General features: G+C 39.5%; 18 protein-coding genes. 9 read left to right on the top strand and 9 right to left on the bottom strand.

The genetic code is table 11. The features are described 5' to 3' along the window. Positions 1-65: 65 nt before the first annotated feature. Positions 66-248, top strand: coding sequence for a 4Fe-4S binding protein (locus tag J7K40_02970; protein ID MCD6161358.1), 183 nt, complete (start codon positions 66-68; stop codon positions 246-248). Positions 249-389: 141 nt separating this feature from the next. Beyond that, positions 390-1028, top strand: a complete 639-nt coding sequence (locus J7K40_02965) for an outer membrane beta-barrel protein (protein MCD6161357.1) — start codon at positions 390-392, stop codon at positions 1026-1028. A 56-nt stretch (positions 1029-1084) separates the two neighbouring features. Here J7K40_02965 and J7K40_02960 read toward each other — a convergent pair whose 3' ends face one another. The 5 genes from J7K40_02960 to J7K40_02940 all read right to left on the bottom strand — a co-directional run bounded on the left by J7K40_02960 (position 1085) and on the right by J7K40_02940 (position 6518). Then, the gene (locus J7K40_02960) at positions 1085-1927 is read right to left on the bottom strand and encodes a DUF3473 domain-containing protein (protein MCD6161356.1); all 843 of its coding nucleotides are present in this window, start codon (positions 1925-1927) and stop codon (positions 1085-1087) included. Positions 1928-2061: 134 nt separating this feature from the next. Further along, positions 2062-3387, bottom strand: coding sequence for a type I glutamate--ammonia ligase (gene glnA / locus J7K40_02955; GenBank protein MCD6161355.1), 1326 nt, complete (start codon positions 3385-3387; stop codon positions 2062-2064). A gap of 68 nt (positions 3388-3455) precedes the next feature. Continuing rightward, positions 3456-4424, bottom strand: a complete 969-nt coding sequence (locus J7K40_02950; protein MCD6161354.1) for a GDP-mannose 4,6-dehydratase — start codon at positions 4422-4424, stop codon at positions 3456-3458. Next, the gene (locus J7K40_02945; GenBank protein MCD6161353.1) at positions 4425-5585 is read right to left on the bottom strand and encodes a UDP-N-acetyl glucosamine 2-epimerase; all 1161 of its coding nucleotides are present in this window, start codon (positions 5583-5585) and stop codon (positions 4425-4427) included. Between the two features lie 93 nt (positions 5586-5678). Next, a complete protein-coding gene (locus J7K40_02940) occupies positions 5679-6518 on the bottom strand; it encodes a DUF3473 domain-containing protein (GenBank protein MCD6161352.1) in 840 nt (279 codons plus the stop codon). A 152-nt stretch (positions 6519-6670) separates the two neighbouring features. Between J7K40_02940 and J7K40_02935 the strand changes: the two genes are divergently transcribed. The 6 genes from J7K40_02935 to J7K40_02910 all read left to right on the top strand — a co-directional run bounded on the left by J7K40_02935 (position 6671) and on the right by J7K40_02910 (position 10997). Next, positions 6671-7579: a diacylglycerol kinase family lipid kinase gene (locus J7K40_02935; protein ID MCD6161351.1), complete on the top strand. Its 909-nt coding sequence runs from the start codon at positions 6671-6673 to the stop codon at positions 7577-7579. Further along, complete coding sequence (locus tag J7K40_02930) at positions 7572-8276, top strand: hypothetical protein (GenBank protein MCD6161350.1); 705 nt, start codon at positions 7572-7574, stop codon at positions 8274-8276. Before J7K40_02935 ends, J7K40_02930 begins: the two co-directional genes overlap by 8 nt. Next, complete coding sequence (locus J7K40_02925; protein MCD6161349.1) at positions 8276-8848, top strand: flavodoxin family protein; 573 nt, start codon at positions 8276-8278, stop codon at positions 8846-8848. Before J7K40_02930 ends, J7K40_02925 begins: the two co-directional genes overlap by 1 nt. A 399-nt stretch (positions 8849-9247) precedes the next feature. Beyond that, positions 9248-9925, top strand: a complete 678-nt coding sequence (locus J7K40_02920; GenBank protein MCD6161348.1) for a hypothetical protein — start codon at positions 9248-9250, stop codon at positions 9923-9925. A gap of 46 nt (positions 9926-9971) precedes the next feature. Then, positions 9972-10784 (top strand): IPTL-CTERM sorting domain-containing protein, encoded by an 813-nt coding sequence (locus J7K40_02915; protein MCD6161347.1) that lies wholly within the window; start codon positions 9972-9974, stop codon positions 10782-10784. Next, a complete protein-coding gene (locus tag J7K40_02910; protein ID MCD6161346.1) occupies positions 10785-10997 on the top strand; it encodes a hypothetical protein in 213 nt (70 codons plus the stop codon). A gap of 365 nt (positions 10998-11362) precedes the next feature. On the opposite strand, the gene J7K40_02905 is transcribed toward J7K40_02910, so the two are convergent. After that, positions 11363-12223 (bottom strand): sigma-70 family RNA polymerase sigma factor, encoded by an 861-nt coding sequence (locus J7K40_02905; protein ID MCD6161345.1) that lies wholly within the window; start codon positions 12221-12223, stop codon positions 11363-11365. 112 nt (positions 12224-12335) lie between these two features. Next, positions 12336-13850, bottom strand: a complete 1515-nt coding sequence (locus J7K40_02900) for a Do family serine endopeptidase (protein ID MCD6161344.1) — start codon at positions 13848-13850, stop codon at positions 12336-12338. Positions 13851-14077: 227 nt separating this feature from the next. On the opposite strand from J7K40_02900, the gene J7K40_02895 reads away from it, so the two are divergent. After that, on the top strand, positions 14078-15427 hold the full coding sequence (locus tag J7K40_02895) for a trypsin-like peptidase domain-containing protein (protein ID MCD6161343.1): 1350 nt from the start codon (positions 14078-14080) through the stop codon (positions 15425-15427). 66 nt (positions 15428-15493) lie between these two features. Here J7K40_02895 and J7K40_02890 read toward each other — a convergent pair whose 3' ends face one another. Together J7K40_02890 and J7K40_02885 are read right to left on the bottom strand one after the other, a co-directional pair. Continuing rightward, a complete protein-coding gene (locus tag J7K40_02890) occupies positions 15494-15955 on the bottom strand; it encodes a hypothetical protein (GenBank protein ID MCD6161342.1) in 462 nt (153 codons plus the stop codon). Between the two features lie 470 nt (positions 15956-16425). Continuing rightward, positions 16426-16949 (bottom strand): hypothetical protein (locus tag J7K40_02885; GenBank protein ID MCD6161341.1); only part of this gene is annotated, 524 nt, incomplete at its 5' end.

The raw sequence follows: 16949 nt of genomic DNA, 5'->3' as shown, positions 1-16949 counted from the left end.
TTCATGATTTTGGCAAGTGGACTTCTAACAGGTTGTTTTTATTTTAACTATTGGAGTTAAATCGAGTGGCTTATATTATAAATGATGAGTGCATTTTATGTGATGTCTGCATATCCGAATGTCCCGAAAACGCTATAATTATCGGCGACCCTAAGTATGTTATTATTGCGGAGTTATGCACTGATTGCGGAAATTGCGCCGAGGTTTGTCCGGTTGAAGCTTGTCAACCGGAAGAGATTAATGATTAGCCTTGTAATTTTAAAAGACCCGGAAAGCAATTAATAAATATTTCATAGTAATGTAAAATATATCTTGAATTGTCATTAAAAAATATTATATTAAACTTAAGCGCCGGGAGAGATATTGGTATATTCAACAAAGGAGTTTTAATGTGTAAGCGCTTAGTTTTGATTCTCGTTGTAATTATCATGGTTCCCGGGCAAATTTTCGCGCAAAAAGCAGGCAGTTTTATTGCCAGCATTGATATTGGATTAACCGCTCCAGTCGGTGATTTCTCTACTGATACAACCTTGAAAAGCGAATCCGGATTTGGTTTTGGCGGCGAGCTAAGATATGCGCTGCTTAATAATCTTTCTCTGGGTCCTTTTTTTAAATACTATAGATTTGGCTCATCGTCTCAAAGTTCATCGGGCAGCATCAGTTATAATTTTGTGCAATATGGCGGATTAATCAGACTTAATGTTTATAATGTCAACGATGGGAAATTGTATATTGTTGGCGGAGGCGGCGCCTTTAAGCCAAATGCTCATAGCTGGTCGCGCGAACAAATAAAGAATGAATCTTTTGAATCCGATATATTTTTCACGGCTGGTTTAGGTTTATGTTCTAATCCTTACGCTAAAACTATATATGAATTTGAAGTGCTGTATAATACCGGTAATGCTGATTGGAATAGAATAACCTATGAAGGCGAAGAATTGAACAGCAATCATAATTTCGATTTTATATATCTTTGTATGAAAATATCATTTAATACCGGCGGAGAAACAGCGCCGCCGCGATATTAAGATTAACTCAGACCTAAAGCTGTTGTTGATAATCACAGGGAGCGTAATGCTCCCTTTTATTTTGATAGCGATTGTATATAATCTTGAAACGAACCAAACTCAAGCCTGTCTAAAACCATTTCCAGTTTGGACTTAGTCTTGTCTATATTCAAATAATGCCTGAAAGTGTTGCCATAACCTGCCCCGGATATTTTTGGCTGATTAGGGTCAAATTCCCAAGGGTGAAGATAAATTATAACCGGTCTGTTATCATTATTTACTTTTTTAAAATTACGGTTAAGAAACCAGTTGGGAAATAATCGAAAATAACCGCCGCCGCCGGCAGGAATCCGCTTTCCCAGAAACTCAACGACAGTTATTGGAAACTCCTTTAAAATAACCCTGTCCCCGTTTTTAATATCAAACGGTTTTAACGGTATAGACTGCGCTTTGCCATAGCGAAAATGTTTCATAGGGAATAGCGATGAATCGTATGTAATCCCCAGTCTGGATAAGATTTTAAAGCGTTCGATATCATCCGCCGAAATAGAGAAACTCGGCGCCCGATAACCCTGTATTTTCCTGCCGGTAACAGATTCCAATATATCAATAGTTCGCTTGATATCATCACGAAACTGGTCGGATGGCATATTATATATCAGCTTATGGTCGTAGCCATGACAGGCAATTTCATGTCCCTGCTCGGCGATTTCTTTAATCAGCTCTTTATATCTTTCGGCAATCCAGCCCAGAACAAAGAATGTAGCTTTTACGTTTTTTGTTAGTAATATCCGTAAGATTATTTGGGTACTTTTTTCTACCCTCGATTCATACTTATCCCAACCAGCCCGGTCAACGCCAGCCTCCAACCCGGAAACTTGAAAATACTCCTCAATATCGAAACTTAAAATGTTTTTCATTATAAATTACACAGCGTTATATTCGAATCATCTTTCATAACAGCGAGTAGGAGTGTATTGCATACACCCTTACGGATGCCAGCGTACATTGTGGCTGCGGGGTACGTCCTGATTCGCCAGCGTTAATTAATCGACTACAAAATCGGTAAATAATTATCGATTTCATATTTAGTTACCGCGGTATGGTATCTACTCCATTCAATCTTTTTATTATCGATAAGCTTCTCGAATAAATGGTCGCCCAAAACCTCTCTCATCAATTTAGATTTTTCAAATTCCTTCCTCGCATTTTCAAGAGAATTTGGCAAGGTTTTGATATTCAGTTTCTTGCGTTCTTCCTTGCTCATATGGAAGATGTTTTCCTCAATCGGTTCGCATAAAGAATAGTTATTTTTAACGCCATCATAACCGGCTGCCAGCATAACAGCGAAAGCAAGATAGGGATTGCAAGCCGGGTCGGGGCTTCTAAGCTCGATTCTGATGGATTTTTCCCGTCCGACACGATACATGGGCACTCTTATCAGGGATGACCTGTTGCGCTGTCCCCAAGAGAGATAAACCGGCGCTTCATAATCCGGCACAAGCCGCTTATATGAATTTACCCATTGATTGGTTACTAAACAAAACTCCTTAACATGTTTTAGAAGGCCGGCAACATAACACTTGGCAGCTGCAGAAAGATTATATTGTTCGTTTTTATCAAAAAAGGCGTTCTTGCCGCCCTTAAAAAGAGATTGATGAACATGCATTCCCGAACCATTGATGCCAAATACCGGTTTGGGCATAAAAGTGGCATACAAACCCTCAGAAGCGGCGATTTCCTTTACCACCAGCCGATAAATCATGGCATAGTCAGCCATCTTGAAAGCCTCCTGATACTTGAGGTCAATTTCATGTTGAGAAGGAGCAACCTCGTGATGAGAGCATTCGACTTGAACGCCAATCGAATCAAGGGCGCTGGTTGTTTTCTTTCGTATCCTGGTCGGCTCATCAACGGTGGCATAATCGAAATAACCGCCATGATCCATAATCTGGGGAGCTTTGGAGTCCTTGAAGTAAAAATACTCCATTTCAGGACCAAGATAAGCGGTATAACCATCCTTGGCTAACCTGTCGACAACTTTCCTGAGTATATACCGCGAGTCGCCTTCATACGGTTTGCCGTTCGGGGTCTGAATATCGCAAAACAGCGTCGCGATTTTTTCGCCGTTTATCTCCCATGGAATAATAGTAAAAGTGTCGAGATCAGGAATCGCCATAAGGTCGGATTCCTCAATTCGGGCAAATCCCTCAATCGAGGAACCATCAAAACCCTGGCCGTGATTCAAAACAGTCTCAATCTCCGAATGGGTTATACTCATACCTTTAAGGCAGCCGAGTATATCGGTAAACCAGAGACGTATATATTTTATTTTTTTGTCATGGATAAGCTTTAAAATCTCTTCTTTGGTTTTAGGCATGATCCCTCCAAGCGACAATACCTTATTAGGTTTAAATTGCTATAATTATTATCAAAATAACCATTAAATTAGTTTAAATAAAAACTCTTTTGCCAATCGATTGTTTTTTTAAGACCGTTATCAAGCGATACTGTTGGCTTGTAGCCAAACAGCTTATAGGCTTTCGATAAATCTGGCACCCGATGTCTAACATCCTCATAGCGGCCGCCGAATCTTTCATAGGGTATATATTCAATCTGGCTTTTAGAGTTGGTTAAAGCAATGATTTTTTGGGCTAAATCCTTGATGCATATCTCATGATCCGAACCAACATTAATAACTTCCCCAACTGCTTCCTTGGTTTCCATTGCCAATATTATTCCATTCACAGTATCGCTCACATAGCAGAAACTGCGAGTTTGACAACCATCGCCATGAACAGTAATAGGCTTGTCTTTAAGGGCTTGTTCGATAAAAACAGCCTGCGGACCGCCCCACCACGAGCGATGGTTATGAGGTCCAAAGCTTCCGAAAAACCGCAAAATCACAACTGGCAGCTCTTTTTCATTATAATACGCCAAAGCCAATTGCTCATCGAAAGCCTTCGAAATAGCATACGCCCACCGTCTGATAGATGGTGCTCCAAGTACAAGATCATCATTTTCGTTAAATGGTATATTAGTATTTTTACCGTAAACATCAGAGGTGGAAGCGATAATAGTTTTAATATTATATTTTGCACCGTAATTAAACACAGCCTTAGCGCCGTCGTTATTGACATTTAATGTTTTAAGAGCATTACCATAGCGAGGAATCTTATAGGCGGCCAAGTGTATAATGCAATTAGCATCAGCGCCGGCTTTTTCTAAAACTTCCGGCTGACAAATATCGCCTTTGATGAAAGTAAAATTATCATTGTTGATTACTGATTTCAGGTTGGTCAGGCTGCCGTATGATAAATCATCGACAACAACAACTTCTCTGCCGGTTTCAATCAAACGTTCAGCCAGATTAGACCCGATAAATCCAGCTCCGCCTGTTACTACTATCTTTGTCATCTACTCGGAAATAGAAATGGTTTTAATTTTTCTGGTTGATGAATCTTCAAAGGGAAATGACTTGGCAATAACATCAGTTATTCTTTCGGCAGAGCGTCCATCCCAATATTTAGGCATGCCAGCGGGAGTATAATCGCTGGTAAGAATTATATCCGCGCAAGCGATAATTTTCTCCGGGAATGGCCCTACTATTTTATTAGTCCCTTCATTAACCGTGGCAATCCACTCCGTGTTTTTGCGCAAGGTCAAACAGGGAATACCCAGAATGCTCGATTCAACCTGCATTGTTCCGGAATCGGTCATTAAAAACAGGGCATTGCTTTCAAGCGCAAGGAAATCCGGGTATTTTGATACTACATACATGGATAGCCTGGCATCATCGAAATAATGGCTGAGGTTGCTTTCCTCTATTTCACCTTTAACACGCTTGAAACAGGCGAAAACGACAGGAATTTTTTCAGAAATCTGCTTTGCCGCAGATAAAATGCCGCGCAATATATCATAATTGCAAGTGTTTATTTTACGATGCAATGACATTACAGCATACCTTTTTGAGGTTAGATGTAGTCGTTTCAGCAGTTTGGATTCACGCGCAAATGGCAGGTATTTTTGCAAAGCGTCAACCATGATATTGCCGACAAAAAATATTCTATCCTCAGGTATGCCGGCATTGAAAATATTAGCATGAGCAGCGCCATCGGTAACAAAGAAATTTTTGGTAATGCTGTCAACCATTTTCCTGTTTACTTCTGTGCTTAAGATACTTCCGGGGCATCTCAAACCAGCCTCAATATGGGCTATTTGTATGCCCATACGAGCAGCAATTATGGAAGCTCCTAAAGCCGCAGTAGAGCCGCCGATAACAACAACCATATCGGGAGAAAGCTCCGGGAAAATTTTTTCAGTTTCAAACATTACACCGGCAGTGGATTCGGCATACGGACCTGACTTAACATTTAGATAGATATTTGGTTTGGGCAAGCTTAATTGATCGAAAAGATAACCGGCCTCTTGCTTGGGGAATGATTTCCCCGTATAGATTATTATAGGCTCAAGCGAATCATAAAAACGAGAGAATTTATCGATAACGGGCGATATTTTTATCAGATTCTTCTGCGAATTGATTATAAATACTATTTTTTTTAATTTACCGGCGTACAAGAATCAGTCTCCTTTTACTGTTATTATCGGTCAGTTTTAAATTTATTATAATATTAAATGCCCTCTAACGTAAAGCGAAAATATGCATCAACACTATTTATCATCAGAGTTTTCCAGATCAAGATATCTGGTTATTCGGACAAAATCGAACTCCAGCAGCAATTGAGTTAATTTGAATTCCGCTAAGGTTAAATTACCATAGCTTCTTAGGCTTTTCAGCGGATTTAGAGATTGTTTTGGCAGATGAGGATCAAATTCCCACAATGGAAAATTTATTATCGCGGGAATGTGATGCTGTGTAAAATGCCGCAAACATCTCCGTAAAAACCAGTATGGATAAAGCCTTATTCTGCCCGGTTGGCCAAATTCGATATTTATACCCCAAAATTTAAAACGGCTTGAAGGGAATATATGTATACAAGAATTATTATCGAATTTTAACTTTTTCCGAAATGAAATATCCTTTAGATATCCCGAATGGAAATCAGTTACTGAATAATAAAATCCATCTGATGCCAACATTTTCAGACGCTGCCAGACATTTTCTAAGTCGCTTTTAAGCATAATACCGCATGTTTTACGGTTGATTATTAATTCCAGCTCATCCTTATATCTGTGAAAATCTTCTGGGTTTTTAGAATCACGATAATCACAGCATAATCCTATCTCATGACCTCTGGATGAAACCAAAGAAACAATCTCCGGAAAATCTCTCATTAATTCAGGAGTAGTATAGAAATTGCCCTCTACTCGATGTTTGTCTATATAATCGAGCAGATGCAGGATATTCGGGATAACCCGCGACCGATTTCCAAGCGGTTTTTTACCTGCCGGGATAAAGTCATTTATCTCTATCGCCAAGATATGGCCGGTGAACTCGGGCTGGTTTTCTGCTAAAATTTCATCAGCTATTGTTGTATTTAATTCTTCCATAATCTGCTCAATAATTAATATAATATTATTGTTATTCATCGGTCAATCATTCTTTATTGTTTAGAATACCCTGTTCGGTACTTTTCTTTCACAATAACCGTTAAATGTCGATATTTGTTTACAGAAGCTTTAATAAATATTATGTTATAGATATGAGCTATGAATCAAAAAAAATAATGCTAATTGTGAACCCCTCCAGCGGGAAAGGGAAATCGATAGATTTACTGCCTGTAATCGATAAGAAATTTAGCGGAATGGGAGTAAAAACCGATATAAAGATAACTGAAAATATTCAGCAGGCTTCCGAGATTGCCCGTCTTGCCTCACAATGCGGTTACAAAAGAATAGCCGCTATGGGCGGCGATGGCACCGTAAATATGGTTGCGGCAGGTCTGTTAAACTCAAATTCCATATTAGCGGTAATCCCTGCAGGTATAGGCAATGGTTTTTTCAAACAACTTAAAATTAAAGACGATATCGACAGTATTTGCCAAGCCGCCGCTTTTGGAAAGCAAATCGAACTCGATGTTGGCATCCTTAATGATCAGCCATTTTTTAATATGATAGGAATTGGATTCGATGCTGAAGTAGCTATTGAGGCCAATAAAGCGAATATTAACCTCGGCATCATTACTTATCTTTTGGCTGTATATAAAATATGGAAAAAATTCCCAACTTTCGATATAAAGCTAAGAATAGACAGCTTGGAAATTGAGGAACAGGTGATGCTTGCTGCCATCGGAATCGGCCGAAGCACCGGCGGCGGATTCTTTCTTACGCCCAATGCTTTGCCCAACGACGGCAAATTTGATGTGTGTATTGTTCAGAAAACCAATCGCTTTCGAATATTTTCAATACTGCCAAAAATTATTAAGGGAACTCATATCAGGCAGCCGGAAGTTAAAGTATATCGCTGCCGCCAGTTGGAGATATTTTCCGAGCAATCATTACCGGTCCATTATGAGGGGGAGACGTTCATCAATAATAATGGAAGATTATCAATAAAGATGAGCGCCAACAAACTAAAAACAACTTCCGGAGTAAAAACAGTTGATGATTAAGAATTATCTTTTGATAATGATTTTACTGCTAATCGCTGTGTCAACTGTTTCTGCCAAAGAATTACATTTCCTATCGCCTCCGGCCAACGCCGAAGATTCAACCGAGACTCAAATAGATTCGCTTTCATCGGAAAACTATATCTCTGATAATAAGTTAATCAGTTCGGTTTCAAGTCCGACAAAAACAGTTTTTAGGAATAAAACATATTCCGACTCATTGGAAATAATTAGCAAACCCTGGCCAACTGGCGCTCTTATTAGATCAGCCATTATACCAGGCTGGGGGCAATTATATAACAGGAAATATATAAAGTACGTTATCTACAGCGGATTAGAACTATTTTTCGTAAATGAGGCGCGTAAATACTGGATAAAAATGGATAACAATCAACGGAATTTTCAAAATCCCGCTGGGATGACTTCCTTAATCGGAGGATTTAGGGACTGTTCGCCAACTGATTATCAGTTTTATCAGGCTGACCCCGACTACCAAGCGAAAGAATTTTATCTGTATGAAAAGAATCGGGATATACGCAATTTGAATTTATGGCTTACTGGTTTAACTTTATTTATATCAATGTTCGATGCTTATGTTGACGCTCATATGGCTGGTTTCGACCAGAATGATAAAGTATTCGAGGTGCATGCTGTTCCCCGAAACGATATGATTGAATTAACCCTTACATATAATTTCTGATGATTATCGGCATTTCGGGTTCGGCGACACCCTCCGGTTCAACCGATATACTCATTAAAGAGGCTTTGCGAGGGGCGACAGCCGGCCGATACAAGAAGCGGTTTTACCGTCTTAATGAGATGAACATATTGCCCTGTCAAGCCTGTGGAAAATCTCCAGAACCGGATTACTGTTTTTTCCATGACGATGCTTATTCTCTATACGAAAAAATGGCTGAAAGCAAAGCTGTGATTTTAGGCTCGCCGGTATATTTCGATTCTGTGTCGGCTCAGACAAAAGCTTTTATAGACAGATGTAATTGTCTGCGTCCCGCCGATTTCACAAATCCCGATAAACAAACATTCAAAGAGCCGTTATTTAAGGGGAAAAAAGGCGGGATAATACTTGTTGCCGGCGATTACGGCAAATTCGAGGCTTCACTAAAAGTAATGAGGGCATTTTTTATCTGGACTGGTATGGAAATTATATTTGAACTGAAATATCGAACTAAGAGCTTAAATATCGGTGAAGCATCCTCAGATAAAAAAGCATTGGTTGAGGCTTTTGAGTATGGAAGACGATTAGCAGATTAGTTATTATCAACAAAAGTAAACAGTGGCGCAAGAGTGTCAGCTAAACATTAATAAAAGCTGTATTAACAACTGCTTAGAAAACCGCAAGCCCATTATCTGCTGTAATTCGCAAGATTTAATAACTCGTTGATTTTACTTGACAACACATTGTTAAATTATTAACTTTCATATGAGCATCATTAGGTTTGTTATGCTGGTTATTTTGTGCTTTATACCAGTTCAAGCCCTCAGAAAAAAGGAATGTAATGTAAATTATTTCTTTTGATGATATTGGGTTGCATCTTAATATTGTGCTACACGAATATCATCAATAATTATACCGGTTTTGTAAAATTATAAGTTGAGAAAAACGGTGTAATATTCTAACCAGTCAATGACTTACCTGTGAGGCAACTGGCGATGAATCTGAAACAGGGAATACAAAGCGATAACTTGCAAAGATTTTTGCTTAATTTCATCTGTGCCGGTTTATCCGCATTTATTTTATCTATCTCGCACTTTTATTCAGGCATCTGGTTCGTCTCGCTGTTTGCCTTAGTCCCGTTTCTATGGCGGGTCATCCGAACAAATATGTATGATTCAATAATCTTGGGGGTTATTCTTGGCGGCTGCTATATTTTTATCATTTTTCCCAATGAGGCTTTTAGTTCACCATTAACATTTTTATTCAGGTTTTTTAGTCTTAGTTTTATCTTTTCGGTTTTTGGTTTAGGAGTTAACAGGGTTAATAAATATTTTGGACTCAATCCGGTTATCATTGCCGCTTTATGGCTTCCCTTAGAATATCTTATCAGCAATAACAGCATCTCGGGGAATATTTTCGTATTTACCGGCAATCAATCAGGAGTTATGGCGAGGTTTGCCTCATTGTTCGGTTTTCTGATGGTTTCCTTTGTTATCGTGCTGATAAACTCGCTGATTCTGATAATAATTAATTATGCCGGCAATCGCAAAGCCACTATCAATAAATTTAAGTTCATTAGAGAAAAAATACAATATCATCATATTACACAGAAAGTTGTTTGTGAAAGCTGGTATTGCTTGCCAGAATTAAGAGGACCGCCTTGTACTGATTAAACAGTTTTTTTATTTAGAATAACTTAAAAATTAAAGGAAGATTAAAATGAAGAAGATACTATTTATATTAGCCGCAATTGCTTTTTTAAGCGCAACAGCGACAGCCGACTGGTTCCCCGGTGATGGCTTTAAAATGCATTTCCCGCAGATGCCGAACGAAGAAGGCTACAACGTTAACGCAACATATCCTCTTTTTCTTGGGGATGATTGGCAATGTACGGAAACCGGACCTGTCAGCGATATACATTTCTGGGGTTCATGGCTGGGCGGCACACCTGGTGAGATAATAAGCTTTAATGTCTCCATCTATTCGGATTTCCCTGATCCTGACGGCCCTGAAGGCCCGCTTTACAGCCATCCGGAATTACTGTTGTGGCAGCATGAATTTATGGCTGGTGAAGTAATGATGCGTCAAATTATTCCCGACCCGCAATTATGGGAGGGCTGGTATGATCCGCCAACCGGCTTTAATGCATATCCGGATCACGACAACTACTGGCAATATAACATTTTTAACATACCTGAACCCTTCATCCAAAATGCAGGTGAAATTTATTGGTTAGTCATCTCGGCTAATGTTTTTGACCCGGAAATGACGAAGTGGGGCTGGAAATCATCAATCAACCATTTTAATGATGATGCTGTTTGGGGTGAACAACCATTTGTTGATTGGTATGAGTTGCGTGAGCCGCCAATGTTTGAAGTATCGATGGACTTGGCTTTCGTAATTACCACAACACCGGAAGCTATCCCGACTTTGAATGAGTGGGGCATGATAATTCTGGCATTGTTGCTGTTGGCTGCTGGCACGATTGCCATTATTCGCAGACGTAAATTGGCTGCAGCAGGAGAAAAGTAAGTGAATCAATCGCCTATTTTCATAGCTCCTGTTTTTATTAAAACGGCATCATGGGCAATTATTATCGCTGTAGCCGTGCTTGTTGGAGTCATTTTAGTAAACGGACATATCACTACCCTTGATATGTTCGGCACTCTTATAACAGCGGTTATTATAGCCTACATTGTTCACTTATGGATATATTACAGCAAGAGCGAAGAAGATAGCGATTAGTTGGTTTATTATATCAACTGATTAATACTCTCATTGGCTGTCAAGTATTGCTTGGCAGCCATTTTAATTAACCCGCATTATTCATAAACTCTATAGCGCAATGCAACAGTATGCCAATCTGTCATTGCTCCGCCACTGGCGGAGACCAAAGGGAGCGCGGCAATCTCAATGCTTATAATTTAGCACAGCAACAACGAGATTGCCGCGTCGTCCGCCAGAGGCGTCCGCCTAAGGCGGACTCGCAATGACTTTCCTATATTCTTTATAAATAATGCGGGCTTGTGCTGTCGGAAGTTATTTCCGACTCTGCACAAAAAAAAGCGGGTCCCGAAACCGAGACCCGCTTATGAAAATCCAATATCAATTTAATTCAAATATGCTCTTAATGCTTTTGATCTTGAGGCATGTCTGAGCCTTTTAATTGCTTTTTCTTTTATCTGACGAACTCTTTCTCTGGTCAATGAGAACCTTGCTCCTATCTCTTCGAGAGTAAGGGGCTTTTCATGAGTTAGGCCGAAATATAGATTGATGACTTCCGCCTCCCGCGGCGTAAGAGTATCAAGCGCCTTTTCGATTTCAACCCGAAGGGATTCATCCAACAAACTCTCATCAGGGGATGGTTGGAATTCATCCTCCAAAATATCGATTAAGGAATTATCCTCAGAGGCAGAGAAGGGCGCATCAAGCGATAAATGCGAATTGGAAATTTTTAAAGTGTCAGCCACTTCTTTTTCAGTAAGCTCCAATTCCTGCGCGATTTCATTGGCGGATGGTTCACGTCCGTATTCTTGTTCGAGATTTGATGAAATTTTACCAATTTTATGCAGAGTGCCAACTCTATTCAATGGCAGCCTGACGATACGAGATTGTTCAGCAAGAGACTGAAGAATAGCCTGTCTTATCCACCAAACAGCATAGGAAATAAACTTAAAACCACGGGTTTCGTCAAACCTTTTAGCTGCTTTGATAAGGCCTATATTGCCTTCATTAATTAAATCAGCGAGTGATAAACCCTGATTTTGATACTGTTTGGCTACAGACACTACGAAGCGTAGATTAGCTTTGGTTAATTTTTCAAGGGCTAATTGATCCCCCACTTTAATTTTTTTCGCCAATGCCACTTCTTCGGCGGCTGTAATAAGAGGTGTCTCACCGATTTCACGAAGATATAAATCTAACGACTGCTCTTCGTCGCGAAATCTTTTAGACTGCTTTATCAAATCAATGTACTCCTTTGGACAAACATGTCCGTTTTACTGCTTATCTTAATAACCATCGGCATTACTACTGGCCGAGTTATTGTTTTGTTGCAAATATTTACATTAATTTCAATTGTTCTCATGGTTTAATCGCTTTATGAAATGTCCTGTTGCCTCTTTTAATAAGAAACAAAATGGATTTTTCTCGATTCTTTAATTGTTCGGCGATATCAAGAAAATCGCTTTTACTTTCAACGGGCTTGTGATCTATTTCAATAATAATATCATTTACTAAAACCTGTGCATCATCGGCAGGGCTGCCGGTTTCAACGCTTTCAATAATCACTCCCGGTTCAAAATCAATACTCATGCGATTTGCCATTTGCTCAGTAAAAGCTGTTACGGAAATCCCCAGCCACTTACTGTCAGTTTTATCTGCTTCGCCCGTAGAGGCCATATTCAGATATTTACTTCTGTCGCCCAATGTAAACTTGAGGCTTTTATTTTTATTGTCTCTAATGATTTTCATTGATATTTTTTTATTCGGACCGGAGTCTGCGATAATAAAACGGAAGTGTTGAGCATCAATAATCTTTTTTCCATCCACTTCAATAATAACATCGCCAACTTTCAAACCGCCATCCTCAGCTGGTGAACCTGATTCAACCGATTCAACCAGAACGCCGTTTGTAGAGGATAAGTCTAATGCCTCAGCCATATTATTGTCGATATCCCCGGGCAAAATCCCCAACCAGCCACGTGCTATAATGCCGGAATCTTTTAGCTGCTCAGCAATTTTACTGGCAAGGTTTATTGGGACAGCAAAACCAATCCCGATATTTCCGCCAGTGGGTGAAACGATAGCCGAATTTATACCGATTACCCGGCCGTTAATATTCACAAGCGGACCGCCGGAATTACCCGGATTAATTGAAGCATCAGTTTGAATGTAATTTTGATATATTGGGTTATTCTGACCGAATACTAAGCCGCTTCTACCCAAAGCCGAGACTACACCGACAGTTACAGTTCTATCAAGGCCCAATTGCGGAAACGGATTACCGACAGCAATAACCCAGTCGCCAACTAAAATAGAATCTGAATTGCCAAGCTCTAAGTAAGACATTTTTTCATCAACATCAATTTTTATCAGAGCCACATCGGTTTCCGAATCAGCGCCGATTATTTCAGCTTTATACTCTTTGGCATCTGACAGTCGAACAATTATATCATCAGCATCGCGAACAACATGATTATTAGTAAGAATATAACCATCACTGCTGATAAAAAACCCGGACCCTAATGATTCGCTTCGTCTTTTTCGCGGTTTATTGTTTTGGTTTGGTTGATTGGGTGGCATCCCAAAAAATCTGCGCCAGAAATCATCATCCATAAAATCATGGTATCTTTCCTCGATGATGCTCTTGGCTGAGATGTTTACTACTGCCGGTTTAACTTTTTGGGATACAGCCACAAATGGCGAATGACCGGTTGCCGGATTGAGATAAGTTTGTGAACCAGCAAAGGTTTGAGTATCATCAGCCACTAAATTATTGGAGGTATAGCTGGAACCGATAACCATCCCCATAAGAATGGCGATACCGCCAACGATAATTACAGCGAAAAGCCCCTTAAATTGACCCAAGGTTTTCATAACACAATCCTACTAATTTTTACACAAGCTGTTATATTAATAAACTATCATTTAATTGTCAAGCGTTTTCTTGTTGTTATCACCATAATTATTAATAGTTATGATGCAATTAAAGTTCCATAATTTTTTACAATAATAAAATATTTTACATTTTTCCTTTGCTGCAACGTTTAGTATATTATAAAGGATTATTGAAAAATGCTGCTAATTAATACCAAGGAGATACAATGAAAAGGTTTCTAACAGGCATCCTTATGATAACCGCCTTAAACTTCACAAGTTACGGGCAAGGACTGAAAATATTCAATGATATGCAGGAATTGATTATTTCTGTTTCCGAATCAGTTAAACCGACAGTTGTTCATATAGAGGTAGTAAAAAAATACAATACATCCCGCTATGAATCGCTTGGCAGCGGTTTAATTGTTAGTCGGGATGGTTATATTATCACAAATGAGCATGTTGTTGACAAATATGTGTCGGTAATTGTCACTCTCGAATCGAAATTAGAGTATCCCGCCGAGGTTATCGGTGTCGATAAATTAACCGATATTGCCCTGATAAAAATAACTCCGCCGGATGGTGATATCTTGAAAGCGGCAAAATTCGGCGATTCTGATTCTGTGAAAGTGGGTGAATGGGTGTTAGCGGTGGGCAATCCCTTTGGCTTTGACAGGACTGTTTCGTTTGGTATTGTTTCGGGAAAAGGTCGCACTCTGAATTTTCCTACCGATAATGCTCCGCTGTTGAATGACTTCATCCAAACTGACGCGGCAATTGATCCTGGTTCATCCGGCGGTCCGTTAGTTGATCTTAGCGGCGAGGTTGTCGGTATTAATTCAATCGGTGTCGGACGGATGCAGGGGTTTACCATACCGATAAATATCGTTATGGATGTGATGGAAAAACTGAAGATTGGCGCTGTCGAACGCGGCTATATCGGAATAGTAGTCCAGCCATTGAATCGGAGCTATGCAAAATTTTACAAACAGCCCGATTTGCAGGGCGTCGTTGTGGTTGATGTTTTCGCTGACCATTCGGCTGATAAAGCCGGCTTGAAGCCGGGTGATATTATTATCTCTTTTGACGGCAATCCCGTTTCTGCCGAAAATGACGATGACTTAAGCAAATTCACTCTTGATATTTCACAGTCTATAATTGGCGAGAAAAAAGCTGTCGAAATTATCAGAGATGGGAAAAAGCGTACTATCAATGTTGAAATTGGCCAGAAACCAAAAGTTAAGCCGGATGAATACGAAACAGAATTAGATTTCACGGTCGAGGAGATTACCGAACATATGTATCGCCGTTTCCTTCTTGAGACCAAAGAGGGAGTATATGTCCGATTTGTAGAGGTTGGTTCGCCGGGTGATAAGGGCGGTTTGATGGCAGGCGATATTATCACGATGATTGGCGATAAGAAAATTAAAACTCTCGATGATTTTAAAAAAGTTATCAAACAGATTGGCAAACCTGATTTCTTATTGCTTAAAGTTGTACGCGGCAAACAAAACGCTTTTGCGCTTTTTGATTTTACGGATTCAGGAAAAGACTCTGACAATAATAAGGACGAATAAAAAAATCCCGATTGCCGGGCAGCGCCGAGCAATCGGGATAAAGGCTTTGGCGGGTTCGCATCTCGATTAATGACTAATCGCCAGTTCCGAATCGAGTTTAAGCATCATAGTCTCAACCGAAACCAATTCGGAATACTTCTTAAGTTGATTGTTTGTCAAAATCTGTCTGGCTTTTATCAATGCCTCCAGTTCCAGTTCTTTAAGTTTGGCAATAGATTTGTAATATTCCTTGATGGTTCGATTAATATTTATGGTGTTTGTGTTTGACCAGTTAGACATGAACACATCGATTTCACTTTTACGTATTTCAGCTTGGGCTTTTACCTGAATCATCTTATCAACAATCGTCCTGTCGATAATAGTCAGTTTCTTAATTTGAGATTCAGTCAGTTGAAGCCCGCTTTTGTAACTCAGGATATTGTTTATTTGAGTCTTGGGTAAATTATTACCGCCAAACGCTAAAACGGGTGTCAAGAATAGAATTGCCATCATTGCCGCTGAAATCCAGCTTGTTAATCTTTTAGGCATGTTTTCCTCCAACATTTAAGGTTTTGTTTTATATTGACATATTATGGAAAGCCTTTTATTATAGTAATTGAGGGCAATAAGGCTTTTCCTTTAGGATTCGTTTTGGTTGTTTGAAGTCTTATGGCGGCCAACCACATTTCAAACAACCTTTTTGCCCTCATATTATTTTTTCTGATATACATACGTGAATGTCAGTATAGAGTTTCGTTTATTATTTGATTTTATAAAAGCTATTAACTTGGATTTTGCAGTTATGTGGCTGGTGTATGTCCTTATGCACTAGCGTTTTCTTTGGTTACCAAGCGGTGCCTGATAATCAGAGCTAAAGTCCGGACAGTAGTGATAATAGACAATTTGTAATTGCTAACCAATTTTGTGAATTATACTAATCAATAATCCACTTGCAGCCGGAGTTTAACACTTGCGTTTTGATAAGGCACAGCGCTGTAATATGTTAACCATAATTGCGATTAGAAATCCGACACAACAAGACTCTTCATTGAGGGCCTCGGGACTTTCAAAGCTTCGAAAATCTCAAGCTGCTTTGCATCCGCGCTCACCAAGGCATGATGATGACTATGACCGCTTTTCCAAGCAACAACATCTATCCGGCGTAGTTTGCTAAAAGCCTTCTCAAAACTATGCTTAGTCTTTTTCAAACGAAGATTGAAAAACACGGTAAGCTGTAAAGCCATAAAACATATAAATACATGCGCCTTGATACGCTCAGGCGTCCAATGAAACATCGGTCGAATATCAAGAGTCGACTTCAAAGTTTTAAAACCGTTCTCTACCATCTGCAGATGCTTATACTGGGCAATAACTTTCTCCGATGTAAAACCAGCCTCGGTTTTCTTATCTGTGGAAACAACAAACCAACCATCAGCTTGGCTTTCAAACTCTATCTCCTTTTGGCAAAGCTTCACCTTTTCAGAAAATAGATCTTCGGGAATCTCAACTAACCGGGCAATATGATATTTCTGAACATAACCTT

The organism is Candidatus Zixiibacteriota bacterium (assembly GCA_021159005.1).
Lineage (GTDB): Bacteria > Zixibacteria > MSB-5A5 > UBA10806 > 4484-95 > JAGGSN01.
Note: the sequence above shows the minus strand (reverse complement) of the source record. Positions and strands in the feature narration are given on the sequence as shown.

What these genes read in the sequence shown, in the direction of transcription:
- J7K40_02965 (MCD6161357.1), top strand. Translation starts at nt 390, where the DNA reads ATGTGTAAGCGCTTAGTTTTGATTCTCGTTGTAATTATCATGGTTCCC.
- J7K40_02960 (MCD6161356.1), bottom strand. Translation starts at nt 1,927, where the DNA reads ATGAAAAACATTTTAAGTTTCGATATTGAGGAGTATTTTCAAGTTTCC.
- glnA (MCD6161355.1), bottom strand. Translation starts at nt 3,387, where the DNA reads ATGCCTAAAACCAAAGAAGAGATTTTAAAGCTTATCCATGACAAAAAA.
- J7K40_02950 (MCD6161354.1), bottom strand. Translation starts at nt 4,424, where the DNA reads ATGACAAAGATAGTAGTAACAGGCGGAGCTGGATTTATCGGGTCTAAT.
- J7K40_02940 (MCD6161352.1), bottom strand. Translation starts at nt 6,518, where the DNA reads ATGGAAGAATTAAATACAACAATAGCTGATGAAATTTTAGCAGAAAAC.
- J7K40_02935 (MCD6161351.1), top strand. Translation starts at nt 6,671, where the DNA reads ATGAGCTATGAATCAAAAAAAATAATGCTAATTGTGAACCCCTCCAGC.
- J7K40_02930 (MCD6161350.1), top strand. Translation starts at nt 7,572, where the DNA reads ATGATTAAGAATTATCTTTTGATAATGATTTTACTGCTAATCGCTGTG.
- J7K40_02925 (MCD6161349.1), top strand. Translation starts at nt 8,276, where the DNA reads ATGATTATCGGCATTTCGGGTTCGGCGACACCCTCCGGTTCAACCGAT.
- J7K40_02920 (MCD6161348.1), top strand. Translation starts at nt 9,248, where the DNA reads ATGAATCTGAAACAGGGAATACAAAGCGATAACTTGCAAAGATTTTTG.
- J7K40_02915 (MCD6161347.1), top strand. Translation starts at nt 9,972, where the DNA reads ATGAAGAAGATACTATTTATATTAGCCGCAATTGCTTTTTTAAGCGCA.
- J7K40_02900 (MCD6161344.1), bottom strand. Translation starts at nt 13,850, where the DNA reads ATGAAAACCTTGGGTCAATTTAAGGGGCTTTTCGCTGTAATTATCGTT.
- J7K40_02895 (MCD6161343.1), top strand. Translation starts at nt 14,078, where the DNA reads ATGAAAAGGTTTCTAACAGGCATCCTTATGATAACCGCCTTAAACTTC.
- J7K40_02890 (MCD6161342.1), bottom strand. Translation starts at nt 15,955, where the DNA reads ATGCCTAAAAGATTAACAAGCTGGATTTCAGCGGCAATGATGGCAATT.